At 67.5% G+C, this 24,069-nt stretch carries 23 protein-coding genes and 1 tRNA gene; 11 read left to right on the top strand and 13 right to left on the bottom strand.

The annotated features are described in order from the left end of the window. The first annotated feature begins 47 nt into the window (after positions 1–47). A complete protein-coding gene (locus tag LDL21_RS18755) occupies positions 48–1,859 on the top strand; it encodes a vWA domain-containing protein (RefSeq protein ID WP_225281133.1) in 1,812 nt (603 codons plus the stop codon). A 195-nt stretch (positions 1,860–2,054) separates the two neighbouring features. Beyond that, positions 2,055–2,744: a nitroreductase gene (locus LDL21_RS18750; RefSeq protein WP_225281132.1), complete on the top strand. Its 690-nt coding sequence runs from the start codon at positions 2,055–2,057 to the stop codon at positions 2,742–2,744. A 76-nt stretch (positions 2,745–2,820) separates the two neighbouring features. Here the strand turns inward: LDL21_RS18750 and LDL21_RS18745 are convergent, their stop codons facing one another. The 7 genes from LDL21_RS18745 to aceE form a co-directional block, all read right to left on the bottom strand. Beyond that, a complete protein-coding gene (locus tag LDL21_RS18745; protein ID WP_225281131.1) occupies positions 2,821–3,276 on the bottom strand; it encodes a winged helix-turn-helix transcriptional regulator in 456 nt (151 codons plus the stop codon). A gap of 82 nt (positions 3,277–3,358) precedes the next feature. Further along, positions 3,359–4,804: an acyl-CoA carboxylase subunit beta gene (locus LDL21_RS18740; protein WP_067487425.1), complete on the bottom strand. Its 1,446-nt coding sequence runs from the start codon at positions 4,802–4,804 to the stop codon at positions 3,359–3,361. Positions 4,805–4,910: 106 nt separating this feature from the next. Then, positions 4,911–6,161, bottom strand: coding sequence for a KasA/KasB family beta-ketoacyl-ACP synthase (locus LDL21_RS18735; protein WP_067487248.1), 1,251 nt, complete (start codon positions 6,159–6,161; stop codon positions 4,911–4,913). Positions 6,162–6,172: 11 nt separating this feature from the next. Further along, positions 6,173–6,499, bottom strand: coding sequence for a meromycolate extension acyl carrier protein AcpM (gene acpM, locus LDL21_RS18730; protein ID WP_067487247.1), 327 nt, complete (start codon positions 6,497–6,499; stop codon positions 6,173–6,175). Between the two features lie 56 nt (positions 6,500–6,555). After that, positions 6,556–7,470, bottom strand: a complete 915-nt coding sequence (locus tag LDL21_RS18725; protein WP_067487246.1) for an ACP S-malonyltransferase — start codon at positions 7,468–7,470, stop codon at positions 6,556–6,558. A 127-nt stretch (positions 7,471–7,597) separates the two neighbouring features. Beyond that, positions 7,598–8,899 (bottom strand): PucR family transcriptional regulator, encoded by a 1,302-nt coding sequence (locus LDL21_RS18720; protein WP_181698045.1) that lies wholly within the window; start codon positions 8,897–8,899, stop codon positions 7,598–7,600. Between the two features lie 44 nt (positions 8,900–8,943). Then, positions 8,944–11,733: a pyruvate dehydrogenase (acetyl-transferring), homodimeric type gene (gene aceE / locus LDL21_RS18715; RefSeq protein WP_225281194.1), complete on the bottom strand. Its 2,790-nt coding sequence runs from the start codon at positions 11,731–11,733 to the stop codon at positions 8,944–8,946. Positions 11,734–12,021: 288 nt separating this feature from the next. Between aceE and LDL21_RS18710 the strand changes: the two genes are divergently transcribed. From LDL21_RS18710 to LDL21_RS18695, 4 genes are all read left to right on the top strand, one after another. Continuing rightward, positions 12,022–12,579 (top strand): Rv2240c family protein, encoded by a 558-nt coding sequence (locus LDL21_RS18710; RefSeq protein WP_181697985.1) that lies wholly within the window; start codon positions 12,022–12,024, stop codon positions 12,577–12,579. A gap of 118 nt (positions 12,580–12,697) precedes the next feature. After that, positions 12,698–13,120, top strand: coding sequence for a DUF3052 domain-containing protein (locus LDL21_RS18705; RefSeq protein ID WP_067487242.1), 423 nt, complete (start codon positions 12,698–12,700; stop codon positions 13,118–13,120). Positions 13,121–13,194: 74 nt separating this feature from the next. Then, positions 13,195–13,659 carry a peroxiredoxin gene (locus tag LDL21_RS18700; RefSeq protein ID WP_067487241.1) on the top strand — a complete coding sequence of 155 codons (465 nt, stop codon included), beginning with the start codon at positions 13,195–13,197 and terminating at the stop codon, positions 13,657–13,659. 31 nt (positions 13,660–13,690) lie between these two features. Then, positions 13,691–13,762, top strand: a tRNA-Val gene (locus LDL21_RS18695). A gap of 23 nt (positions 13,763–13,785) precedes the next feature. Here LDL21_RS18695 and ligD read toward each other — a convergent pair. Together ligD and LDL21_RS18685 are read right to left on the bottom strand one after the other, a co-directional pair. Then, positions 13,786–14,760 carry a non-homologous end-joining DNA ligase gene (gene ligD / locus LDL21_RS18690; protein ID WP_225281130.1) on the bottom strand — a complete coding sequence of 325 codons (975 nt, stop codon included), beginning with the start codon at positions 14,758–14,760 and terminating at the stop codon, positions 13,786–13,788. A gap of 78 nt (positions 14,761–14,838) precedes the next feature. Next, on the bottom strand, positions 14,839–15,267 hold the full coding sequence (locus LDL21_RS18685) for a hypothetical protein (protein WP_225281129.1): 429 nt from the start codon (positions 15,265–15,267) through the stop codon (positions 14,839–14,841). 84 nt (positions 15,268–15,351) lie between these two features. Here LDL21_RS18685 and LDL21_RS18680 point away from each other — a divergent pair, with 84 nt between their 5' ends. Beyond that, complete coding sequence (locus tag LDL21_RS18680; RefSeq protein ID WP_225281128.1) at positions 15,352–16,254, top strand: aminoglycoside phosphotransferase family protein; 903 nt, start codon at positions 15,352–15,354, stop codon at positions 16,252–16,254. Positions 16,255–16,286: 32 nt separating this feature from the next. Here LDL21_RS18680 and LDL21_RS18675 read toward each other — a convergent pair whose 3' ends face one another. From LDL21_RS18675 to LDL21_RS18665, 3 genes are all read right to left on the bottom strand, one after another. After that, the gene (locus LDL21_RS18675; protein WP_225281127.1) at positions 16,287–16,556 is read right to left on the bottom strand and encodes a hypothetical protein; all 270 of its coding nucleotides are present in this window, start codon (positions 16,554–16,556) and stop codon (positions 16,287–16,289) included. Then, positions 16,549–17,106: an RNA polymerase sigma factor gene (locus LDL21_RS18670; protein ID WP_181697990.1), complete on the bottom strand. Its 558-nt coding sequence runs from the start codon at positions 17,104–17,106 to the stop codon at positions 16,549–16,551. Before LDL21_RS18670 ends, LDL21_RS18675 begins: the two co-directional genes overlap by 8 nt. Before the next feature lie 150 nt (positions 17,107–17,256). After that, positions 17,257–18,018: a class I SAM-dependent methyltransferase gene (locus LDL21_RS18665; RefSeq protein WP_225281126.1), complete on the bottom strand. Its 762-nt coding sequence runs from the start codon at positions 18,016–18,018 to the stop codon at positions 17,257–17,259. A 360-nt stretch (positions 18,019–18,378) separates the two neighbouring features. Here LDL21_RS18665 and LDL21_RS18660 point away from each other — a divergent pair, with 360 nt between their 5' ends. Further along, a complete protein-coding gene (locus LDL21_RS18660; protein ID WP_225281125.1) occupies positions 18,379–19,266 on the top strand; it encodes a ribonuclease Z in 888 nt (295 codons plus the stop codon). A 225-nt stretch (positions 19,267–19,491) separates the two neighbouring features. Then, a complete protein-coding gene (locus tag LDL21_RS18655; protein ID WP_225281124.1) occupies positions 19,492–21,153 on the top strand; it encodes an ATP-binding cassette domain-containing protein in 1,662 nt (553 codons plus the stop codon). A gap of 27 nt (positions 21,154–21,180) precedes the next feature. Here LDL21_RS18655 and LDL21_RS18650 read toward each other — a convergent pair whose 3' ends face one another. After that, positions 21,181–21,897, bottom strand: coding sequence for a TetR/AcrR family transcriptional regulator (locus tag LDL21_RS18650; protein WP_225281123.1), 717 nt, complete (start codon positions 21,895–21,897; stop codon positions 21,181–21,183). Positions 21,898–22,005: 108 nt separating this feature from the next. On the opposite strand from LDL21_RS18650, the gene LDL21_RS18645 reads away from it, so the two are divergent. Together LDL21_RS18645 and LDL21_RS18640 are read left to right on the top strand one after the other, a co-directional pair. Next, the gene (locus tag LDL21_RS18645; RefSeq protein ID WP_225281122.1) at positions 22,006–23,478 is read left to right on the top strand and encodes a DHA2 family efflux MFS transporter permease subunit; all 1,473 of its coding nucleotides are present in this window, start codon (positions 22,006–22,008) and stop codon (positions 23,476–23,478) included. After that, positions 23,475–24,020 carry an antibiotic biosynthesis monooxygenase gene (locus LDL21_RS18640; RefSeq protein WP_225281121.1) on the top strand — a complete coding sequence of 182 codons (546 nt, stop codon included), beginning with the start codon at positions 23,475–23,477 and terminating at the stop codon, positions 24,018–24,020. The genes LDL21_RS18645 and LDL21_RS18640 overlap by 4 nt, the downstream gene beginning before the upstream one ends. Positions 24,021–24,069: the final 49 nt, after the last annotated feature.

Here is a 24,069-nt window from a genome sequence, read left to right as displayed (position 1 = left end):
AATCGGGTCAGGACCGGGGCGGCGACTCGCGGTAGGGTCGGCTCGCTATGTTGAAATTCCGCACCGCCGCGATCGCTGCGGCGGCTCTTGTTTTATTGCCCGTACCGGCGCAGGCGGATCCCGCCGAATACGCGCCGACCATGATCATCCTCGACGCCTCCGGCTCGATGGAACGGCCGGATCGCGGCGGAACCATGATGGACGCGGCCAAACAGGCGGTGCGCAGCTTCGTGGATTCGGCGCCCGCGCAGGCCTCGGTCGGCCTCACCACCTACGGCACCGGCACCGGCAACACCGAGGCGGAGAAGGCTCAGGGCTGTCGCGATGTGCAGGTGCTGCACCAGCCGAACACCCTGGACAAGGCCGCGCTCACCACCGCCGTCGACGGCATCCAGGCGCGCGGTTGGACGCCGATGGGCACCGCGCTGCGCCAGGCCGCCGACGCGCTGCCCGATTCGGGGCCGCGCTCCATCGTGCTGGTCTCCGACGGTGACGACACGTGCGCACCGCCCGACCCGTGCGAAGTCGCCGCCGAACTGAAGCGCGCCGGCGTCGATCTCGTCGTGCACGCGATCGGTTTCGCCGTCGACGACAAGGCCCGCGCTCAGCTCACCTGCATGGCTCAGGCGACCAGCGGCACATACACCGACGCCGCCGACGGCGCCGCCCTCGAACGCGTCCTGCCCCGCGTGAGTTCCACCGCCCTGCGTAGCTACCAGGCCACCGGAACACCCATCACCGGCTCCACCGAGTACGGTTCGGCGCCGGTGGCGAAGGCGGGCCAGTACCTCGACACGATCGGTCAGCACGAGAAGCGGTACTACGCCGTCGATGTGCCCGAAGGCGCAACCGCCCACTTCACCGGCATCGTGTCGTTCCCCCGCGCGAAGGACGTCTCGACCACCGAGGACATGAACGCCCTCGAACTGCGGGTGCGCGATCGCGAGGGCGCCGATTGCGGGAAGCGCGAACGCGAGCTCGAAACCCGCTCCAGCGACGGTGTCGCCCTCACCGTCGCCACCACGTTCGACGGCGCCGCCGAGGCAGGCGGCACCTGCAGTGGTGGCGGCCGCTACTACTTCGAGGTGAACTGGGACCTGGCCTCGACGGGTGCGCCCGCTCGCCTGCCGATGGAGATCCTGATCGGCATCGAACCAGGCGTCGCCGATCCCGGGCCTGCGGCAACCCCGACGCCCGTCACCTTCACCGACCCGGGCGGGCCGGTCCAGCCGGTGACCGGCGGTGGCTCCTTCACCGTCGCGGCGACCTTGCCCGGCAGCGGAAAGTTCGGTGACACTCTGCAATCCGGTGAGTTCGTCTTCTACCGGGTCCGCCTGGACTGGGGGCAGGGCCTGGCCTATCGCGTGCAGTTCGCCGACACCGGCGGCGCGAACAACACCTCGGCGGCGAACGTGGAGACCGTGCTGTACTCGCCGCTCGGCCGTGAGATCGCCACCGACACCAACGCCTACACCGGCAGATCCAGTGCCGAGCTGTCGGTGGAGTCGGTTCCGGTCCGCTACACCAATCGAGAGCAGTCCGACTCCGCGGTGAACCAGCAGGCGATCGCGGGCTGGCACTATCTCGCGGTGAAGGTCGGCCAGCCCTCGAGCGCGGATACGATGCCGCCGACGCCGGTGCAACTCGACGTCAGCGTCTCGGGCGCGGCCGAACCCGGCCCGGCCTATCGCGGCGGCGGTGACGTGCTCGGCGAGCAGAGCCAGGACCAGCTGGTGACAGTGGACGGATCAACGGCCACCACCCGCCCGTGGACTCGGTACGCACTGGTGGGCGCGGGCATTGTGTTGCTCGTCGGTATCGGCGTCGCCGTGGTCGTGGTCGTGCGCCGCCGAGCCTGATCCCTCCCGGATCCCTTCTCGCGCCCCCGCCGCGCCGGTCGGCGGCCATGACCGTCGGCCGCCGACGGACTCGCCGATCAGAACCCGCCCCCGCCCGAATCTTCGTGGCGCGGGCGGGTTCCGCGTTTCCGCCCCGACTGCTAAATTGGTCTCAAAATGAGACTAGTTCTCACGACCTACCGAGGGAGCCGCGCGATGGCGCCGACCGATCACCCCGATTTCGCCGCCCTACGGCGCCTGGCCGACGAACGCTGGACCTGCCGCCAGTTCAAGCCCGATCAGGTCGACCGCGCCACGATCGAACAACTCCTCACCCTCGGACAGCGCACCCCGTCGTGGTGCAACACCCAGCCCTGGCAAATCGTCGTGACCGCGGGCGACGGCACCGACCGGTTCCGCAAGGAACTGCTGGCCCACATCCAAACCGCCGCCAACACACCGGATTTCGAATTCCCGGCCGCCTACGAAGGCGTCTACCGTGAGCGGCGCCGCGCCTGCGGTTTCCAGCTCTACGACAGCGTCGGCATCGTCAAGGGCGACCACGAGAAGACCATGCGCCAGATGGTCCGCAATTTCGAACTCTTCGACGCACCGCACGTCGCGATCGTCACCTCCGAGGCCGACCTCGGCGTGTACGGCGCCATCGACTGCGGGCTGTGGTTGGAGAACTTCCTGCTCGGCGCCCAGGCGCTCGGCCTCGGCGCCGCGCCGCAGGCGGCCCTCGCCTCCTACTCCCCTTTCATCCACGAGTACTTCGACATCCCCGACACCCGCAAGGTCGTCTTCGGCGTCTCCTTCGGCTACCCCGACGTCGACCACCCGATCAACGGCTTCCGCACCGCCCGAGCGCCCCTCGACGACCAGGTCACCTGGCACACCTCCTGAATTCGAGATCACCACGCTCCGGTGGCGGCATCGCGCGAGAGGCAACGCCACCAGAGCGTGGTGATCGGTTGACCAGTCAGGCGACGCCGGCGATGCCGGGGCCCGCCTGCGGATCGATATCGCGGGCGGTGACCTCGGCGTGGCACGCGTCGCAGGTGAGGTGGACGTGGGCTTCGCCGGTGCAGTCGTGGTGGCGGTATTCGACCGGTGGGCCTTCGGGGGCCATGTAGGTGTCGCCCCAGTCGCGGATGGCCATCAGGATCGGGTAGATGGCGTGGCCTTTTTCGGTGAGGCGGTATTCCTCGTAGGCGCCGTCGTCGACGGGGCGTTTGACGAGGATCTCGTGCTCGACGAGGCGATCGAGTCGGTCGTGCAGGCGGCTGCGGGAGATGCCGAGCGCGCTCTGGAAGGCGTTGAACCGGCGGACGCCCGCGAAGCAGTACTTCAGGATCAGCAGGGTCCAGCGGTCACTGAGGATCACCAGGGGCCGCGTGATGGAACACGGGGCATCGGCAAGGTCCTCATAGCGCACTCTGCCATTATGCGCCGCGGCGCTGCGTGGACAGGAAAACGGCCGCCTCGACGACGAGGCGGCCGTTTCCGGTCAGGTCAGCTCACAGCGGGATGTTCTTGTGGTGACTCTTGCGGGCAGGCGCCGAGGCCAGCGCCGCGGCGAGGGTGCTGCGGGTCTTGGCCGGGTCGATCACCTCGTCGACCACGCCGATCGCGACGGCGCGTTCCACTCCGCCCGCGATCCGCTCGTGCTCGGCGGTGAGCCGCTCGTGCAGCGCCTCACGCTCCTCTTCCGGTGCGGCGGCCAGCGCCTTCTTGTGCAGGATCCCGACCGCGGCCTTGGCGCCCATCACGGCGACTTCCGAACCGGGCCAGGCGAACACGGCGGTGGCACCGAGGGCACGCGCGTTCATGGCGATGTAGGCGCCGCCGTAGATCTTGCGGGTCACCAGGGTGACGCGCGGAACGCGAGCCTCGGCGAAGGCGTGCAGCAGCTTGGCGCCGCGGCGCACCACACCCTCGAGTTCCTGACCGACACCCGGCAGGTAACCGGGAACGTCGGTGACCACGATCAGCGGAATACCGAACGCATCGCACAACCGCACGAAACGCGCGGCCTTCTCGGCACTTTCGGAGTTCAGGCAGCCACCGAGACGCAGCGGGTTGTTGGCGAGCACACCGACGGTGCGCCCACCGAGGCGGCCGAGACCGGTCACCATGCTGCGCGCGTAACCGCCCTGCAGCTCCTCGAACGACGACTCGGTCGCGCCGTCGGGCGACTCCACATTGTCGAGCAGCTCGTGGATGATCGGCTTCACGTCGTAGGCGCGCTTGGCCGATTCCGGCATCATCGCCTTGAGGTCGACATCGCCGTGCGCGGCGGCGACCAGGTCGAACTCGCCCTGCTCGGCGAACATCGACACCAGCCTGCGGGCCCGGTGCAGCGCGTCGGCCTCGTCGTCGGCGGCGATATGGCAGACGCCGGACTTCTTGAAGTGTGTGGTGGGACCACCGAGGGTCTCCATGTCGACGTTCTCGCCCGTCACCGAGCGGACCACGTCGGGACCGGTGACGAACACGCGGCCCTCGGGCGCCATGATGACCACATCGGTCAGCGCGGGGCCGTAGGCGGCGCCGCCGGCGGCGAAGCCGAGCACCACCGAAATCTGGGGAACGAGCCCGGACGCACGGACCATGGCCTCGAAGACCAGCCCGACCGCGTGCAGCGCCTCGACACCCTCGGCCAGGCGTGCGCCGCCGGAGTGCCACAGGCCGACCACGGGGATGCCGGATTCGATGGCTGTGTCGATCGCGTCGACGATGTGCTTGCAACCCTCCACGCCCATCGCGCCACCCATGACGGTGGCGTCGGAGCAGTACGCGACGGTGCGAACACCGTCGACCTCGCCGATCGCGGCGAGCACACCGGAGCGGTCGCGGGGATGCAGCGGCAGTATCGTGCCGGGGTCGAAGAAGCGCTGGAGCCGACCGAGCGGGTCACGCGGGTCGGTGACCGAATCCTGAAACGCGGGAGCAATGATGGTCATCGCGTCCACTCCTACCTTCGTTGTCGAAAATCTCTCGGCCTCCGCCGGATCACGGCGGAGGGTCGAACCATTCAGTTGGCCGACCCCCCACCGGGAAATCCGTGCGTCAGGCCCGACCGAAGGCGAGCGCGACGTTGTGCCCACCGAAGCCGAAGGAGTTGTTGATCGCGTACTCGATTTCCTGGCGACGGGCTTCCCCGTGCACCACATCGAGATCGATCTCCGGATCCTGGTTGTCCAGGTTCAGCGTCGGCGGAACGATACCGTCCCGAATCGCGAGCACAGTGAGCACCGACTCGAGGGCGCCGACGGCGCCGATCGAGTGACCGAGTGCCGACTTCGGCGCGTACACCGAAGCGTGGTTACCCACCGCCAAGTTGATCGCGTTCGCCTCGGCGGTGTCGCCGATGGGAGTCGCGGTCGCGTGGGCGTTGATGTGGGTGATGTCGCGCTTGGTCAGACCGGCGGTCTGCATCGCGCGAGTCATCGCCCTGGCCGCACCGGTGCCCTCGGGATCGGGAGCGACCAGGTGGAAACCGTCGGAGGTGATGCCCGCACCCAGCAGACGCGCGTGGATGGTCGCACCGCGAGCCTTCGCGTGCTCCTCGGTCTCGATCGTCATGAGCGCGCCTGCCTCGCCGAAGACGAAACCGTCACGATCCTTGTCGAACGGACGCGAAGCACCCTTGGGGTCGTCGTTGCGCGTGCTCATCGCCCGCATCATGGAGAACGCCGCGATCGGCACCGAGTCGATGAAGCCCTCGACGCCACCGGTGACGACCATGTCGGCGTCACCCATCACGATCATCCGCCACGCGTTGGCGATGGCCTCCGAACCCGACGAGCACGCCGAGACCGGAGTGACCACTCCCGCCCTGGCCTTCAGCTCTAGACCGACGACCGCCGACGGACCGTTCGGCATGACCATCTGAACAGCCAGCGGCGAGATCTTGCGATAGCCGCCGTTCTTCAGCTTGTCGACCGAGTCGATCAACGCGTCGCCGCCACCGAGACCGGTACCGATCGCGACACCCAGGCGGTCGTGGTCGACCTCCGGGCTGCCCGCGTTCTTCCACACCTCGCGACCGAGCACGGTCGCCAGGCGCTCGACATACGCCATACGGCGGATCTCGACCCGGCTCAGGAGGGTGTCGGGGCTGACTTTCAGGTGACCGCCGATACGCACCGGCAGGTCGTATTCCTCGATGAAGGAATCCTCGAGAACGTCGATTCCGCTCTCACCGTTGAGGAGTCCCTTCCACGTCGCATCGACATCACCCGCGATCGACGTGGTCGCCGCCATGCTGGTGACGACGACGTTGGGGAAATTCCCGTTCAAGGTGGAAGGAGTGGTCACTGGTTCAGCCTCTACTCGGCGTCGAACTTGGCCTTGAGCTCCGCGGCGGCGTCGGAGTTCTCCGCCTCGAGCTTCTGGATGTAGGAGACAGCGTCACCCACGGTCTTCAGGCTGGCGAGATCCTCGTCGGGGATCTTGACGCCGTACTTGTCCTCGGTCTGCACAGCGATCTCGACCATGGACAGCGAGTCGATGTCCAGGTCGTCGACGAAGGACTTCTCGATGGTCACCTCGGAGGGTTCGATACCCGTAACCTCTTCGATGATCTTGCCGAGTTCTTCGACGATCTGTTCCTGGGTCAGAGCGGCCACTTTGGTGGCTCCCTTCTTGTTTCTCATTTGTAGGGTCTTGAACAGCCGACGCACTTCGTCGTGCGCGACCGCCGGGGGGAAAGCTAGCCCGCGGAGGTGAGTCCGGCCAACGCGGGGAGGTCTTCGGGAGTCTTGAGGGCGAGGTTGGGGGTGCCCTTCAGTTCCCGCTTGGCGATGCCGACCAGGGTGCCCGCCGGTGGCAGTTCGGCCACCGCCGAGACGCCCGCCGCACGGACGGTCTCGGTGCACAGGTCCCAGCGCACGGGTCGGGTGACCTGCGCGGCGAGCTTGTCGATCGCGTCGGCGCCCGAGGTGACCGGTTGTCCGTCGAAGTTCGACAGCAGGGTCCGGATCGGGTCGCTCGGCGAGATCTGGGCGATGGCATCGGCGACAGCTGCCTGTGCCGGGGCCATGAAAGCGGTGTGGAACGCACCGGCGACGGGCAATGCGCGGACCCGTGCCTTCTCCGGCGGGTTCGCGGCGAGCTCCGCCAGAGCTTCCAGGCGGCCCGCCGCGACGATCTGGCCGACCGCGTTGCGGTTGGCCGGGACGAGATCGAGTTCGGCGAGCCGTGCGAGCACGGTGGCTTCGTCGCCACCGAGCACCGCGGACATGCCGGTCGGTTCCTGCGCACACGCCTTGGCCATCTCCCGGCCGCGGATGGCGGCCAGGCCGACGGCCTCGTCCGGGGTGATGACGCCCGCGACAGCGGCCGCGGCGAATTCGCCGACCGAATGCCCGGCGACGATCGTATCCGCAGGAAGGGTTTCGGGGGCGATTTCGGCGAAGGCCAGCAGTGCGGCCGCGACCACGAGCGGCTGCGTCACCGAGGTGTCGACGATCTCCTCCGCCGTCGCGGTGGTGCCGAGACGGACCAGGTCGAGGCCGGCGGCCTTCGACCACAGCTCGAGGCGATCAGCCGCACCGGGGAGTGCGAGCCAGGGCGTGAGCATGCCGGGTGTCTGGGACCCCTGTCCAGGGGTGAACAACGCGATCACCCCCTAAGAAAACACTGTGACCCCCGCCGCACGAGATGTCGGCGCGAATGAAGGTTTGGAACGCGTTTTGTAGGGGTCCCACAAAATCCGAGGTGGGGCGTCCGGATCGACCGATTCACGAATCCCGTTACAGGGGGTCCTGCGCCATTGGGGTTGACGGGGTTTCCGTGACAGAAGTTGATGATTCGTTATGTGTTCGTGTCAAACGGCCCACTGTGGCCGCGATCCGGAGCACATACGCGTCGCGCGGATTGAGCGGATCACGTCCGGTCACCTCGCCGATTCGCTTGAGGCGATACCGGACAGTATTTGGATGGACGTACAGCTGACGCGCGCACGTTTCTACTGCTCCGCCACAATCCAGGTAGGCGTCCAATGTGTCGGACAACGAAGATCCGGCCGACGCCAACGGGACGACAACATACTCGTTCAGCGCCTCTATCGCAGCTCTATCGCCCAGCAGGGCCCGTTCCGGTAACAACTCCGAGGCGTGAACGGGCCTTGGCGCGCCCCGCCACCCGACAACGGCCTCCATTCCGGCCAGTGCCTCGATGGCGGAGGCGTGCGCGGCGCCGAGGGTGCGCATGGTCGGGCCGATCACCACCGGACCGTCGGAGAACACCTCGGCGAGCAGATCCGACAGGAACGGCGAACCGATCCCCGCGTCGCCCAGGTGTCCGCTGACCACCATCACCAGCCGCGCGCCCTGCACCACCGCGAGCGCGGCACGACCGTGCCTCGTCGCGATGGTGTGCACCGCACCGACCGTCGACACACCCTGGTCCTGCGGCGGGGTGCCGACGAGCACCGTTGCCGGTGCGGTGGCGTCCCAGTTCAACGTGGCGGCCCGGGAGAGCATGTCCGGGCCCGTGTCCCCGCGGACCACCGCGTCGACCACCAGCGCCTCGAGGCGGGTGTCCCAGGCGCCGCGCGATTCGGCCGCGCTGGCGTACACCGAGGCGGCCGCGAAACCGAGCTCACGCCCGTATCGCAGCACCGCCTCGGTGAGCGCGACCAGCTGGCGGTCGTTGCGGGCCAGGGCGGGCAGCCATTGTTCGAAGAAGTCCATGGCCACCCGGACCATGTCCACGGTCTGGCGCAGCGTGAGCCGCCGCGCCAGATCCTGCGGAATCACCTGGAAGGCGTCCAGGCTGAAGCGGATGTCGGATTCGGGATCCTGCAACCACTCCAGGAAGTTCACCACCGCGGTCTGCACCAGCATCTGGACGCCTGCCCGCTGAGCGGCGTCCAGATCGGCGAAGAACGGCAGCCGGTCCTGCATCGCGCCGACCGCCTCGGTCGACAGCCGGCCCGAGAACTGCTTGACCCGTCGCAGCAGCGTGTCGGGCAGCGGGTCACGGGTCTGCCGGTTCGGGGACAGCGCCCCGGTCGGCAGGTAGACCTCGTGCGTGCTTGTGCCCTCGGTGATCCGACGGGGCCGCGGCGGTTTGCGCTCCACAGTCCAATAGTCCGCTACGCCAGTTCCTCCGGTGCGTCCGCACTCGGCTTCGGCGCGGCGGACACATCGTCGATGCGGTATTTCGCGGCCGCTTCCACGGCCTTGGCCTTGTCGAAGGTGCCGTCTTTCACCAGGCCTTCGAGCACCGCGACGACGATCGACTCCGCGTCGACATTGAACACCCGGCGGGCGGCGGGACGGGTGTCGGAGAAGCCGAACCCGTCGGTGCCGAGGGTGATGTAGTCGCCGGGCACCCACTGCCGGATCTGATCGGGAACCGCGCGCATCCAGTCGGTGGCGGCCACCACCGGTCCACGCGCCGAGGCGAGCGCCTCGGTGACGTAGGCGACGCCGGGGTCGGCATCGGGGTGCTTGAGCGCGTGGATCTCCTTCTCGACGGCTTCCTTGCGCAACTCGCCGAACGAGGTCACCGACCACACGTCGGCCGCCACATCCCACTCCTGCGCCAGGATCTGCTGGGCGCGCAGACCGGCGGGCACGGTCACACCGGAGACCAGGATCTGGGCGCGCACCTCACCCTCCTCACCGCGCTGGTACAGATACAGGCCCTTGAGCAAGCCGGCCACATCGAGGTCGTCGGGCTCGGCCGGCTGCTGGTAGGGCTCGTTGTAGAGGGTGATGTAGTAGAAAATGTTCTCTCCGCCGAAGGTCCCGGTCTCCTGCGGATGGGTGCCCGGCAGCGTGCCCGGATCCGGGTTGCCGCCGCCGTACATGCGGCGCAGCCCGTCGCGCACGATGTGGGCGATCTCGAACGAGAACGCCGGATCGTAGGTGACCACGGCCGGGTTGGTCGAGGCGAGCAGCAGCGAATGCCCGTCGTTGTGCTGCAGACCCTCACCGGTGAGCGTGGTGCGCCCGGCCGTCGCCCCGAGGACGAAGCCGCGGGCCAGCTGGTCGGCCGCGGCCCACAGGCCGTCGCCGGTGCGCTGGAAACCGAACATCGAATAGAAGATGTAGAGCGGGATCATCGGCTCGCCGTGCGTGGCGTACGAAGTGCCCGCCGCCGTGAACGACGCCGTCGACCCGGCCTCGTTGATCCCCTCGTGCAGGATCTGGCCGACGTTGCTCTCCTTGTAGGCGAGCATCAGTTCCGCGTCGACGGAGGTGTAGAGCTGGCCGTTGCGGTTGTAGATCTTCAGCGACGGGAACCAGGAGTCCATGCCGAAGGTGCGCGCCTCGTCCGGGATGATCGGCACGATGCGCTTGCCGATCTCCTTGTCGCGCAACAGTTCCTTCATCAACCGGACCAGCGCCATCGTGGTCGCCACGTTCTGCTTGCCCGACCCCTTGCGCACCGAGCGGTAGGCCTCGTCGCCCGGCAGCGTCAACGGCTTTGCCGCACTTCGCCGTTCGGGCAGGTACCCGCCGAGCGCCTTGCGCCTGGCCTGCATGTACTGGATCTCCGGCGCGTCCTGGCCGGGGTGGTAGTACGGGGGCAGGTACGGGTCCTTCTCCAGTTCCGCGTCCGAGATCGGGATGCGCTGCAGATCGCGGAAGTCCTTGAGGTCCTGCAGCGTCAGCTTCTTCATCTGGTGGGTGGCGTTGCGGCCCTCGAAGTGCTTGCCGAGGGTGTAGCCCTTGATGGTCTTGGCCAGGATCACCGTCGGCTGGCCCTTGTGCGTCATCGCCGCCGCGTACGCCGCGTAGACCTTGCGGTAGTCGTGGCCGCCGCGCTTGAGGTTCCAAATCTCGTTGTCGGACATGTTCTGGACCAGCGCCTTGGTGCGCGGGTCGCGGCCGAAGAAGTGATCGCGCACGTAGGCGCCGTCATTGGCCTTGTAGGTCTGGAAATCGCCGTCGGGGGTGGTGTTCATCAGGTTCACCAGGGCACCGTCGCGGTCGGCGCCGAGCAGCGCGTCCCATTCCCGGCCCCAGACCACCTTGATGACGTTCCAGCCCGCGCCGCGGAAGAACGACTCGAGTTCCTGGATGATCTTGCCGTTACCGCGCACCGGTCCGTCGAGACGCTGCAGGTTGCAGTTGATCACGAACGTCAGGTTGTCGAGCGCCTCGTTGGCGGCCACCTGGATCAGGCCGCGCGACTCGGGTTCGTCCATCTCGCCGTCGCCGAGGAACGCCCACACGTGCTGGTCGGAGGTGTCCTTGATGCCGCGATCGTGCAGGTAGTGGTTGAACCTGGCCTGGTAGATCGCGTTCATCGGGCCGAGGCCCATCGAGACCGTCGGGAACTCCCAGAAGTCGGTCATCAGGCGCGGATGCGGGTAGGACGGCAGACCCTTGCCGAGGCCGCCGTGGCTGTATTCCTGCCGGAACCCGTCGAGCCGGTCGGTGCTCAGGCGACCCTCGAGGAACGCGCGCGCGTAGATTCCGGGCGAGGCGTGCCCCTGGATATAGATGTGGTCGCCGCCGCCGGGATGGTCCTTGCCACGGAAGAAGTGGTTGAAACCAACCTCGTAGAGCGCCGCCGACGAGGCATACGTCGAAATATGCCCGCCCACACCGATTCCGGGACGCTGCGCGCGATGCACCATGATCGCGGCGTTCCAGCGGATCCAGGCGCGGTAGCGACGCTCCACCTCCTCGTCGCCGGGAAACCACGGCTCGTTCTCGGTGGGGATCGTGTTGACATAGTCGGTCGAGGTGAGCGCGGGGATCGACACGCGACGCTCACCGGCGCGTTCGAGCAGCCGCAACATGAGATAACGCGCGCGGCCCGGGCCTTCCCGGTCGAGCATCTCGTCGAAGGATTCCAGCCATTCGCTGGTTTCCTCCGGATCGATATCGGGTAGATACGATGCCACGCCTTCGCGGATCACCCGCACGCGTTCCCCGGTGGGTTTGGCACCGGGCGCGGGGTCGTTCGGCGAATCGGAAGAAGCTGCAGAGTGGATCAGGTCGGTCAAATCTGCTCCTCGTACTGGGGGCTGAACTGCTTGTCGGCGTCGCGGTCCCCGGGCTTGCCCGCTTGGTGTGCGGAGCACCCGTCTCGAAAGGTTCGGGCGACCCCCATCCTTGCCGAAAGGGTCGCCCAGGTCATCATCTCAGCAGGAAATCCACTAGATTCGCGATGGACCTACCGGTCGGTGAAGTGAGAGGGAACGGGTTCGACGATGAGGGTGCCGCACGCGCGCAGACTCGGGCTGATCTGTGCATCGGTCGCGGTGATCGCCGGTTCGGTGATCGCCGGGTGCGCCCAGCAGGTCACCGGTAACCCGACCACCGATCCCGCCGAAGTCGCCGCCTACAAGACCGCGGCGGCCGCGTCCTCCTCGGCGGCCGCGTCCTCACGCGCGGCGGCCGCCCGGACCAAGGCCATCGAGGACAACTGCGGGCAGTTCCCCACCACCACCGGTGCGGGCGTCACCGCCTACAACGACTTCGTGAAGGCCCACGACGAGAACGCCCCCGACTACGCCGCCAAACGCGAGGCCGCGGCAGGCGCGCTCGACACCGCCGCGACGGCCGTCGAGTCCGGTGTGGCCGCCGCCGCGGGCGCCCTGCCGACCGAGCTGGCCGACAAGTTCACCGCCTATGTCGTCGCCGCGCGCGAGCTGTCCGCCGAGACACGCAAGATGACATACAGCTCTCCGGTGGGCGGTCTCAACGATGCGAGCCGTAAAATCAATCAGGCGCGTACCGAGGTACAACAGGCCTGCCCACGGCGCTGAATTCACGTCGCCGACACGCGGCGTACGGTACCGATTCATCCGATCGGCTTGCGCTGCGGCCGATAACCATGTTCGCTTGCACGTATCTTACTGTCGGCAGTTTAGGGAGGACACCACCGTGGTCGCCGCGGCGGACGCGCAGAACTACGCTCAGAAGCTTGGCATTTCTCACGGCTTGGTTGTTCAGGAATTGGGCTGGGACGAGGACACCGACGACGCATTGCGCGCCGAGATCGAGGAGATCACGGGCGGCGAGATGGTCGACGAAGACTCCGACGAGGTCGTCGACGCCGTCCTGCTGTGGTGGCGAGAAGGTGACGGCGATCTGGCCGACGAGCTGATGGATGCCATCAGCCCGCTGGCCGACGAAGGGTTCATCTGGGTCCTCACCCCCAAAACCGGTCAACCGGGCCATGTCGATCCGAGCGAGATCGCCGAAGCCGCACCCACGGCCGGCCTGACCCAGACATCAACCATCAGCCTCGGCAGCTGGACGGGCTCGCGCCTGGTTCAGCCGAAGGCACCGTCCAAACAGCGCTGAAACCGCCGTTCGCTAAGGTCTCAGCCGGACGAGAACGCTCGGCTGAGACCCGACACGACGACAGGAACTCCCCTATGCCGCTAGAGGTTGGCACTCTCGCGCCGGATTTCACGCTCAAAGACCAGAACAACCAGCCCGTCACCCTGTCGGACTACCGGGGCAAGAAGAACGTCCTGCTGGTGTTCTATCCGCTCGCCTTCACCGGCATCTGCCAGGGTGAGCTGTGCAAGGTGCGTGACGAGCTGCCCAAATTCCAGAACGACGACGCCGAGATCCTCGCGATCTCCGTCGGCCCACCACCCACCCACAAGATCTGGGCGGCCGAACAGGGCTATCTGTTCCCCCTGCTGTCCGATTTCTGGCCGCACGGCGCGGTCGCCCAGGCCTACGACGTCTTCAACGAGAAATCCGGCTACCCGAACCGCGGCACCTTCGTGATCGACAAGTCCGGATACATCACTTTCGCGGAGATGAACGGCCCCGGAGAGGCCCGTGACCAGGCGGCTTGGGAGAAAGCGCTGGCCGCGCTAGATTCATAACCCGACACCGCCGGTCCCACCGGCGATGCAGGGGCGTATAGCTCAGCGGTAGAGCACTGGTTTTACACACCAGCGGTCGGGGGTTCGATCCCCTCTGCGCCCACATCTTGTCGCACACCACCACGGTCAGGTGGGCAGCCCGATCTCCTCGGGTGTTTTGTCGGTGCGGATCCCGCGGAAGCTCGGATGCCGTAGCAGTCCGTCACCGCTGATCTCACGATATTCGATATCGGCGACGAAAACCGGTTCGACCCACCAGGCCGTCCGGGCGACCGGTGCCGGTGGTGGATCGTCGAGCGGTGTCGTCTCGCGGCGCACCTGGTCCAGGGCGGCGCGGATGCTGCGGCGGGAGGCGGCGGTGAAGCCCGTGCCGACGCCGCCGATGCAGCGCAGACGACCCTCCGGAGTGTGGGCGGCCAGGACAAGACCGCCGAAGGTCGCGGCGTTGGCGCCGTTGCCGGGAACCGCGCCGACGATCACGGCTTCTGTTGTGAGTCGGAGGACGACTTTCGTCCAGGCCGAGGAGCGGCGGCCCGGTTCGTAGATCGAATCGCCGTGCTTGCAGACGATCCCTTCCAACCCGGAGTCCGTCGCCACGCGCAACAGCTCCTCCGCGCTGGTGTCGGTCAGCGACCACATCGGTGGAACCCGCACGCGCACACCGTCGTCGAGTGTCAGGTCGGCCAGTTCGGCGCGGCGGGTGCGGTAGGAGTCCTCGAACAGCACCTCCTCGTCGACACCGAGCACGTCGAAGACGAGATAGTCGACGCGGACCTGCTCGATCAGCGCGGGTGTCGGCCGCTGGACGTGCATGCGCTGTTGCAACCGGGAGAACGAAGGTGCGCCGCGATCGTCCGGCGCGACGAGTTCGCCGTCGAGCAGCAGGGTGCGTCCATCGGTGATCTCGGTGAGCGCGGTGACGACCTCAGGGTAGGAGCCGGTGATGTCGCTCAGGTTCCGGCTCCACAAGCTGATCCCCGCCGGGGTGCAATGGGCGATCGCGCGCACACCGTCCCATTTCATTTCCGCGCACCAGCCGCCTGGCGGCTGCGGTGGCCGTCCGGGTTTGGCCAGCATCGGTGCCGGGACCGTGAACCCCACATGATCAGCCTATTCCCGGCGTAGTGCGGCTCCGCTCACGCGGCAGATCCTCGGCGCGTCCTACCAGGCCGAATCCCGTTATCGACCGGCCGGCAGGGCACGATGGGCGGCACGGAGGAGGAAGGCTGTCGCGATCGTCGCGCCCGCCAGTCCGGCCATGACGATTCTCGCGATCCAAGGCCCATAGTTGATCGCTGCCACACAACCGAGCGTCACTAGGACGCCGACGGCGAACAGCATTACAGCCGCCCCGCCGATCCCCGCGATCTTCCCACGCAATACCTGCTGAAAGGCGAACAGCAGGCCGAGGCCGACCAGCCCGGGAACGGCACCCACCACGCAGATCATCAGCAGATACGGCGAGTCGAGACCGGACACGATCACCCGCAACGAACAAGCCAGCAGCACCGCTGCGAGCACACACCCGGCCGCACCCGCAGCCCACATCGCTCGCCGCACCGCGGAATCGGCGACATTCGAGGTTCGGAGGTCATCGACCTGGCCCATCTGAAACCCCCACAAGCGACGGGGGCGTACCGAAGCCCCACACCCGACCGTACCGGCCTACGGTGAACCCGTGGAGGCACCGAGATGATCGAAATCCCCGAGGCTTTCGCGCACGAGACCATCGGACGCGAAGGTGAGCCGGGCCGCGCCTGGATCGCCGCGCTCCCCCAGCTGCTCGAGGATCTGCTGCAACGCTGGTCCTGCAGACCGGACGGGCCACTGATGCACGGAAATGTCGGGGTCGTGCTGCCCGTCGTCCACGCAGACCACCCGCCTGCGGTCATCAAGGTGTCCTTTCCCCACCCCGGCAACGACTTCGAGGCCGCCGCCTTCGACACCTGGAACGGCGCGGGCGCGGTGCGGCTGTTCGAACGCGACACCGCGCACTATGCGATGTTGCTGGAGCGTGCCCCGGGCGGATCGCTGTCGGAGGTAGCCGACTTCGACGAAGCCGTGACCGCACTGGGTGAATTGTCGTGGCGGCTGGCCGTCGAAGCCCCGCCGGCTCTGCCACGCCTGAGCCGCTTGGTCGCCGAATGGCCCGACGAAATAGCGGCTGCCGCACAAGAAGTAGGCAATCCGCTGCCTGGCCGCGTCATGAGTGCCGCCCTCGCCACTCTGCGAGAGCTCGGCCCGAACCAACCCGAAACGCTCGTCCACGGCGACCTCCACGACGCCAATGTCCTGCGCGGCGACCGCGAGCCCTGGCTGGCGATCGACCCCAAGGGTTACGTCGGTGACCGCGCCTACGACACGATCACCGTGATCCGCAGCTACCGTTTCGCTCCCCTGCTGTTCAGTGCCGACCCGGCGCGTGGCCTCCGTCGCGGCCTCGACATGTATTGCGAGGCAGCCCGGATCGACCGTGATCGGGCACGCCGATGGGCACAGGTGCGAGCGGTGCGAGCCGCGCTGTGGGGACGACAGCACGGTGAGCCGGACTGGGTGGTGCAGGTCACCGACCGGCTCGCCGAGATGCTCGTCTGATCTCGGCGCGGCCTTCGCAGCGTCGGCAGGTACTACACAGCCGTCTTAGCGACCGTCAGCGTGCACTGCCCGTTGTCGCAGGAACGGCGAAGTCGTCCCCGCGAGACGGTTTGAGCGAGGCCGATGGCCCAGCACATCGGGCAGCCACGCAGCGCGATGACGCCGACGGGTAGCAACAGCAGGCTGATCGCACCGATGAGAGGCAGCAGGGCGATCGAGCCGATCAGTGCGCCGAAGCCTAAGACCCCACGCGTCAGGTGGCGGGTCAGTGACGCGCTGGCGAAGTCGGGTTGGTCAGACATTCTTCCCTCCGGGAGGTGGATCAGGCGGGGCCTGGAGTGCTTGGCGCACCGAAGCGCGGGCACGGTGCAGGCGCGATTTCATCGCGGTGGTGCTGAGGCCTAGCGCGTCCGCGACGATGCGACCGCTGAGGCCCTGGATATCGCGCATGATCAGGACCTGGCGCTGGTCGTCGGGCAGGGTGGCGACGGCGGCCGCCACCCTCGCCGCTTCCAGGCGACGCAGCACTTCGTCCTCGGCGGAAGCTGTCACGGTGACTTCCGCCGGTGGATGCTGCGGCCTGATCCGCGCCCGCCGCAGGCATTCGTTGCGCACGATCCGGAACATCCACGACGCCAGCGCCCCCGACGCCCGCAGCATCCCGATCTTGCGATACAGGATGATGAGGGCTTCCTGAGCGGCATCCTCCGCGTCTTCCGGTGTGGCACAGAGGGTTCGGGCGAAGCGCTGGATGTTCGGGTAGGAACCCGACACCAGCGCGGCGATCGAATCCACGTCCCCGTCGCGGGCGGAGACGATCAGTTCCTCGGCCGGCCAGCGCGAGTCAGTCACGCCCGGCCCGTTTGCGGCGCAGGGCGTACACGCACGTGCACATCAACACCAGGCCGACGACGATTCCGGTTCCGACGATCACAACAACCTCCGTTTCGTCCCCGCACGGTGCGCGGACACCTATAAGAGGTGCGAGACGCGAAAAAGGATTCACGGCCGTTTCGCGGTGACAATCCACGCTCGCGAATCGAACAGCACGCCCTGATCGGTCTCGTGCGCGGCGAGCACCTCCCGCAGCCGTGCGCGGGTTCGCTCGCCTTCGGCCTGTTCGAGGCTTTCGAGATGGGCACGGAATCCGGTGAGCAAGTGCAGGTTGCTGTAGGCGGCCGCACCGTCGGCACCCAGGTACACCGGCTCGTGCACCTCACTGAAGCCGATATCGGTGAAACCCGCTGCGGTCAGGACGGATTCGGTGACCGAGGGGTCGGCCAGCGAGAACGGCCCCGGCCCGGGACGGGTCATCGACGCGACGAGATCACGGCGGAAGACCGTCACCCACTCGTTGCGCTCACCGCCCTGCCACACCATCATCACCAGCCGCCCACCAGGCCGCAACGCACGCCCGATATTGCGGAACGCCGCCACCGGATCGGCGAAGAACATCGCCCCGAACCGGCTGATACACAGATCGAAAGCCCCCGCCGCGAAGGGGTGGACCTCAGCATCGGCAACCTCGAACCCGACATTGCCCAGCCCTTCCTCCACGCTGATCCGCCGCGCCCGTTCGACCATCACCGCCGACACGTCGACCCCGAGCGCCTCCCCCTGCACAGCGTCCCGCGCCGCCTCCCGCGTGGTTCCGCCGGCGCCACAACCGATATCGAGCACCCGATCCCGCGCCCGCACCCCCGCCGCCGCCCGCAGATGCACATTGTGCAACCGCAACTCAGCGTCGTAATCGAACAGTTCCATCCCGACCTCCCTCGGCTGCCGAGCCGCGCGTCTTCCGGCCGACCATCCCATCTCACCACCGCCCACGTGCGTACGCTGGCCACCATATGGGCTAAGGCCGAAACGCACAGGGGGCATTCGATGAGCACCGACAACGAACTCGACCCGTCCCAGGTGGAGTTGGGCAGGTTCTATCCACAAGCCCTCGACCAGGTGTGGCGGACGCTCACCGAACCGGCGCTCATCGAGCGGTGACTGATGCCGGGCAGCACATGCAGCGGAACAATCTCGAACGAGGGTGGCGGCAGGTGTTGACGAAGCTGGGTGAGGTCGTCGGGGAATCGATGTGACAGTGGTGGCGGGAGCGGCGAGGATGGGGCGATGTCGACACGGGAGTTGATCGTCCTCGGGACGGCGGGGGCGGTGCCGACTCGTCGCCGCAATCACAACGGGTATCTGTTGCGGTGGGACGGGCGGGGCGTGCTGTTCGACCCGGGTGAGGGGACGCAGCGGCAGATGGCGCATGCGGGGGCTTCGGCTACCGAATTGCACTGGTTGTGTGTGACCCATTTCCATGGGGATCATTCGCTCGGCGTGCCGGGGATCGTGCAGCGGCTGGGGCGCGACGGTGTTCCCCACGATGTACACGCCGTGTTTCCGGCCGAGGGCATCGAGTACTGGGAGCGGCTGAAGTTCGCGACGAGCTATTACGGCTCGCCCACCCTCGTCGAACACCCGGTGAGCGGTGCGGGAGAAACATTGCAGGGCAACGGGTTCAGCCTGACCGCGCTACCTCTGTCGCACAGCATCCCCACCTACGGTTACCGCCTGGCCGAACCGGACGGACGCACATTCCTGCCGGAGAAATTGCGCGAACACGGCATCTCCGGTGCCGCCGTGCGAGAACTGTCGGGGCCGTTGCTCGAGGAGTGTTCGGCGCCGAGGCCGGGCCAGAAGGTCGCCTTCGTGATGGATACCCGCCTGTGCGACAACGTCTTCGAGTTGGCGGCCGATGTGGACATGCTCATCATCGAATCCACCTTCCTGGATTCGGAAACCGAGCAGGCGCACGAACGCGGGCATCTCACCGCCCGTCAGGCGGGCGAGGTCGCCCGTGCGTGTGGGGTGAGAACACTTGTGCTCACCCACTTCTCGGAGCGCTACACCGCGGCCGACGACCGAACGTTCCTGGAGCAGGCCGACTTTCCCGGCGCAGTCCTCGCCCACGACCTCGATCGCATCCCCCTTCCGGCCCGCCGCACTCTATGAACGGCCGATCCGGAAGGCGGCCGTGCCGGAAATCCCGTTGGCAGCGCGGGCACGGATCGGTATCGTCGCCGACGTGTACACAGGCACCGCGATGATGAAGCCCTGGTCGCTCCGCTGACGGCGGCGACCGGCATCCCATCTCCCTTCTGACGCCGCCGTCCCGGGTCATCCGCCGGGCGGTTTCTTCGTGCTGCCCGGCTCCTTTCTCGAGCCGCGGAGTTCTCTGTGCCTACTTCTCCTTCCCTGCCCGCTGGTGCGCATGCCCACATCCGGGCCGCATCCATCCACGTCACACTCGGTTCACGCCCGGTGCTGACCGACGTCTCCGTCACCGTCTCCGCACGTTCGCGCTTGGCGATCGTCGGCGAGAACGGGCGTGGCAAGACCACCTTGCTGCATGTTCTCGCCGGTCTGCTGAACCCTGACAGCGGTTCGGTCAGCCGGGTCGGCACCGTCGGAGTCGCCGAGCAGAACATCACTGTTCGCGCGGGCGAGACGGTCGGCGATCTGGTCGCCGAAACCATCGAACCGGCCCAGCGTGCCCTGCGCGATCTGGACGCCGCCACCCTGCTGCTCACCGAGGACGCGCCGGGCGCCGACGACGCCTACGCCGCGGCCCTGGATGCCGCGACAAGACTCGACGCCTGGGACACCGAACGACGCGTCGACATAGCCCTGGCCGCCTTGAACGCCTGCACCGACCGATCCCGCCCGCTGTCGACATTGTCTGTGGGACAACGCTATCGGGTCCGTCTGGCCTGCCTGCTCGGCGCGACCCACGACATCCTGCTCCTGGACGAACCGACGAACCACCTCGACCGCGCGGGACTCGACTTCCTCACCGACCGCCTGCGCGCCCACCCCGGCGGCCTGGTCGTCGTCAGCCACGACCGCGCCCTGTTGCGCGCGGTCGCCGAGGAGTTCCTCGATCTCGACCCGAGCCCCGACGGTCGCCCTCAGCTTTTCGCCGGTGGCTATGCCGGTTGGCAGGAGGGCAGACGCCGTGCTCGGGACCGCTGGGAACACGACTACGAAGAGCAGCTCGCCGAACGCGCACGACTGCGGGAGGCGGTGGACGGTGCCCGCGACCGGCTCAGCACCGGGTGGCGTCCGGACAAGGGCCACGGCAAGCATCAGCGTCAGTCCCGAGCCCCCGGCCTGGTCCAGATGCTGAAACGCCGTCAGTCGGACCTCGACGCCCACACCATCACCGTGCCGGAACCCCCACTGCGCCTGCGCTTTCCAGAGCTCTCCGTCCGTGGAACACCGGCGCTACGGTGCGAAGGCATCACCGTCCCCGGCCGCCTGAACGCACCGATCGACCTGATCCTCGAAGCAGGCGACCGCCTCCTGATCACCGGCCCCAACGGCGCGGGCAAATCCACCCTGCTCGCGGCGCTGGCCGGAACACTTGCCCCGGTCACAGGTGCTGTCCACCTCCACAGCACGGCGCGCGTCGCGCTTCTCGGACAGGAAGTACCCGAATGGGACCCCACCGCGACAGCCGGCGATATCTACGCCCGCCACACCCCGGACGGCGCCCGCTCCCTGACCAGCTTCGGGCTGCTGGAGAAACAAGCACACCGCACGCCCCTCGGTCGACTCTCACAGGGCCAGCAACGCCGCCTCCACCTCGCCATCGAATTGGCCGCCGACCCCACGGTCCTGCTCTGCGACGAACCGACGAACCACCTCTCGACGGCCTTGGTCGACGACCTGACCACCGCCCTCACGACCACCCCCATCACCGTCGTGGTTGCCACTCACGACCGTCAGATGCTCGCCGACCTGGCGGATTGGCCACGCCTGCGACTACCCGACGCGGCCGACGAGGTGGTGCCTGAGGACCCATCGCGTCGACGCGCGATACGGGTCGAGGCGCGATGACCCCTCACCGCCGCCGGCGACGACATCTCAGCGCGGCAGTTTCGTGGCGATGCCGTCGAGCAAGCACTCCAGCCCGAAACGGAACTGCCACTCGGCGGTGTCCTGGTTGGACCCGCCGACGAGATAGTCGACCAGGTGGGGATGGCGGCCGGTGGCGGTGAGTTCGGCCATGTAGGGGTGGTAGGCGCTGCGGACGTCGTCGTCGCTGGTCCAGCCGCGGCGCCCCATCAACTGATGTTGGGCGACCTCCGCGGCGGCCGCACCGTGAGTGAAAGCGGTGACGCCCGCGAGCATCGCCATTTTCGCGTCGACATCGGCATCGACAGCGTCCATGGAGGCGAGGACCTGCTCGGCGATATCGGCCATGCGCGGGGTGAGCACGCCGGGCAGGCGCGCGAAGATCTGCGCGAGCCAAGGGTGACGCAAAGTGATCTCGCGGACCTGCTCGGCATAGGCCCCCAACGTTTCCCGCCAGTTGCCCGCCGTGGCGGGCAGGGCGATGTCGGCGTGGACTGTGTCCACCATCAGTTCGAAGAGGTCGTCTTTGCCGGAGATGTAGCGGTAGGGCGCCATGGCGGTGACGCCTAGGTGCTCGGCGAGTTTGCGCATGGACAGGGCGTCGAGACCGTGCAGGTCGGCCATTTCGATGGCGGCGGACGCGAGGCGGTCATGGCTCAGCGGAGCGCGTTGCTCGGCGGGCGAGCGACCGAGTCGCTCCCAGATGGTCCCATCCGCTTTCGCCAAGGCTCACTCCTTCGTGGTCACGGTCCGGCTCACCCTAACAGCCTTGTGTACACCGCAATCTTGAGTCTACGTTGTACACACAGTCTACGACGTACACAGGAGTTGGGCATGTCGATCGAACCCGCCACCGCCCTGGAGAAGGGTCCGCCCGCCCGGATATTCGCCGCGATGAGCGGGCTTGTCATCGCCTTCCTCGTCGCCAATCTCGACTTCACCATCGTCGGCACCGCGCTGCCCGCCATCGCGGGTGAGCTCGGCGGGCTCGCGGATCTGTCGCTGGTGGTCACCTCGTTCGCGCTCACCACGGCGGTGACCACGCCGATCTGGGGCAAACTCGGCGACCTCTACGACCGTAAGAACGTCTTCATCGCCGCGTTCACGATCTTCCTGATCGGGTCGGCGTTGTGCGGGGCGGCCCGGAACATGCCGCAGCTCATCGGGTTTCGCGCGCTCCAGGGGCTGGGTGCGGGTGGGTTGCTCGTCGGCGGGATAGCGATCGTCGGCGTGCTGTTCCCGCCGCGACAGCGGGCGAAGGTGCAGGGGCTGATGGCGATCATCATGCCGCTCGCCATCGTGAGCGGACCGCTGATCGGTGGGTGGTGCGCCGACAGCATCGGGTGGCGGTGGGCGTTCTACCTGAACCTGCCGCTCGGCGCGGTGGCCTTGATCCTGCTGGTGACGCAGCTGCGGTTGCCGCCGAGCACCCGGGATTCCGTGCGCGTGGACGTGGTCGGGATGGTGGCGCTCAGCGTGTGCATCGTCGGCATCACCGTGCTCGCCTCGGCAGCCGGTCGCACGTGGGCGTTGGCCTCACTTCCGGTGCTGCTGCTGTCGCTGGCAACGGCTGTCGGTGCGGTGTTCTTTCTGCGCTGGGAGCGGCGGGCGAGCGATCCTGTGGTTCCGCCGCAGCTGTTCGGCGAACGTAATTTCACGATCGCCGTGGTGCTCGGATTCCTCAGCGGCCTGGTCATGTTCGGCGCGGTGACATTCCTGCCGCTCTATCAGCAGATCGCGCAGGGCCGTTCGGCCACCGGATCCGGGCTGCTGATGCTGCCACTGCTCGGCGGGATGCTGGTCGTGGCGCCCGTGGTAGGTGCGGCGGTATCGAAGAGCGGGCGGTTCCGCGTGTATCCGGTCGTCGGCGCGGCGGCGATGACCCTCGGCATGGCTGTCCTGGCGTCACTGGACGTCGACAGCGGATGGTTGCCGGTGGTCGCCGGAATGCTGGCGACGGGTGCGGGCATGGGGTGTTTCATGCAGCTCACCGTTGTCATCGCGCAGAACAGTGTCGGCCTCGACGACATCGGCGCGGCCGGTGCCACCGCCATGCTGGCCCGCAATCTCGGTAATTCCCTCGGCATTTCCCTGCTCGGCGCACTCTACGCACGACATCTGACCGGGCTGCCCGAGCTCGAGCACACCGATCTCACGACTCTGCCCGAACCGGTCCGGCACGCTCTGCGCGCCCCGGTCACCGCGAGCGTCATCGATGCCTTCCTGGCAGCGGGTCTGTGCGCTGCCCTCGCCTTCGTCCTCGCCTGCTTCCTCCGCGACGACCTCACCGATATGGAGCAACGATGAACCTCTCCCACCCCGATCTCGCCGGTATCGTCCTCACCCGCCACCAGGTCGACGACCTCGAACACCAGCAATCCGTGGCGGCACGACTCGCCGAACGCGACCTGCCACCCGGACTTGATGCCGTCACCGTTCTCCTCGACCTGCGCGGCACCGCCGTAATCACCCAGGAACTCTGGACGATCCCACCCGCCGCCACCACCGCGTTCCGCCCCCGCCACAGCCTGATCTTCGCCCCCGACGGCGCCACCGCCTGCACGGTCGTCACCACCTTCACCTTCCCGACCGAGCATGATGCCACCACCTGGACCGATCTCCTCGCCGAAGCACTCCGATCCCACCCCGTCGAAGGCCTCCTCTCCCAGCACCTCTCGACGCACGGCGATTCGGTCCTCAACTACTCCGACTGGACCGCCCCGGAAGCGCATCAGGCCTTCATCGAGAGCGCCCCGGACACAGCCGCTTGGCACCGAGTGAACAACTATCCCGGCCTCACCCACGGTCCCGGCGCACGCTGCCGCGTCTACTGTCCGACCGAGTTCTGATGGAAGACGCTGTGGGGCAAGGAGCTCGGAGGTCTCGGCACAGGCGCCG

The sequence above is a fragment of the Nocardia rosealba genome, from assembly GCF_020216065.1.
GTDB lineage: Bacteria > Actinomycetota > Actinomycetes > Mycobacteriales > Mycobacteriaceae > Nocardia > Nocardia rosealba.
This window is presented reverse-complemented; position numbering and strand designations above follow the sequence as displayed.

Coding starts and splice junctions, on each gene's coding strand:
- acpM (WP_067487247.1), bottom strand. CDS start 6,499: ATGAGAAACAAGAAGGGAGCCACCAAAGTGGCCGCTCTGACCCAGGAA.
- LDL21_RS18640 (WP_225281121.1), top strand. CDS start 23,475: ATGAACCTCTCCCACCCCGATCTCGCCGGTATCGTCCTCACCCGCCAC.
- LDL21_RS18675 (WP_225281127.1), bottom strand. CDS start 16,556: ATGTCTGACCAACCCGACTTCGCCAGCGCGTCACTGACCCGCCACCTG.
- LDL21_RS18645 (WP_225281122.1), top strand. CDS start 22,006: ATGTCGATCGAACCCGCCACCGCCCTGGAGAAGGGTCCGCCCGCCCGG.
- LDL21_RS18710 (WP_181697985.1), top strand. CDS start 12,022: ATGAGGGTGCCGCACGCGCGCAGACTCGGGCTGATCTGTGCATCGGTC.
- LDL21_RS18700 (WP_067487241.1), top strand. CDS start 13,195: ATGCCGCTAGAGGTTGGCACTCTCGCGCCGGATTTCACGCTCAAAGAC.
- LDL21_RS18750 (WP_225281132.1), top strand. CDS start 2,055: ATGGCGCCGACCGATCACCCCGATTTCGCCGCCCTACGGCGCCTGGCC.
- LDL21_RS18685 (WP_225281129.1), bottom strand. CDS start 15,267: ATGGGCCAGGTCGATGACCTCCGAACCTCGAATGTCGCCGATTCCGCG.
- LDL21_RS18755 (WP_225281133.1), top strand. CDS start 48: ATGTTGAAATTCCGCACCGCCGCGATCGCTGCGGCGGCTCTTGTTTTA.
- LDL21_RS18680 (WP_225281128.1), top strand. CDS start 15,352: ATGATCGAAATCCCCGAGGCTTTCGCGCACGAGACCATCGGACGCGAA.
- LDL21_RS18660 (WP_225281125.1), top strand. CDS start 18,379: ATGTCGACACGGGAGTTGATCGTCCTCGGGACGGCGGGGGCGGTGCCG.
- LDL21_RS18740 (WP_067487425.1), bottom strand. CDS start 4,804: ATGACCATCATTGCTCCCGCGTTTCAGGATTCGGTCACCGACCCGCGT.
- LDL21_RS18665 (WP_225281126.1), bottom strand. CDS start 18,018: ATGGAACTGTTCGATTACGACGCTGAGTTGCGGTTGCACAATGTGCAT.